Origin of the sequence: Streptomyces bicolor, from assembly GCF_000719285.1 — a bacterium.
In the GTDB taxonomy this organism is placed as follows: Bacteria; Actinomycetota; Actinomycetes; order Streptomycetales; family Streptomycetaceae; genus Streptomyces; species Streptomyces bicolor.
Genome location: NZ_JOFS01000133.1, coordinates 1 through 325 on the forward strand (window position 1 = coordinate 1; position 325 = coordinate 325).

At 72.0% G+C, this 325-nt stretch carries 1 pseudogene; it reads right to left on the reverse strand.

The features are described from left to right. Positions 1–325: pseudogene (locus IF78_RS0142975) on the reverse strand (serine hydroxymethyltransferase); the annotation flags it as partial.

Below are 325 nucleotides of genomic sequence, written 5' to 3' on the forward strand. Positions count from 1 at the left end.
GCGCAGGCCCGACGTCACCATCGGCGGGCGCGGGTCGTTGGGGACGGCGTTGCGGTTGACGGTGATGCCGACCTCGTGGAGGCGGTCCTCGGCCTGCTGTCCGTCCAGCTCGGACTCGCGCAGGTCGACCAGGATCAGGTGCACGTCGGTGCCCCCCGAGAGCACGTTCACCCCGGCCGCACGGGCATCGGCGGCGGTCAGCCGCTCGGCGAGGATCTTCGCGCCTTCGACCGTACGGCGCTGGCGCTCCTTGAACTCCTCCGAGGCGGCGACCTTGAAGGAGACCGCCTTGGCCGCGATCACATGCTCCAGCGGCCCGCCCTGG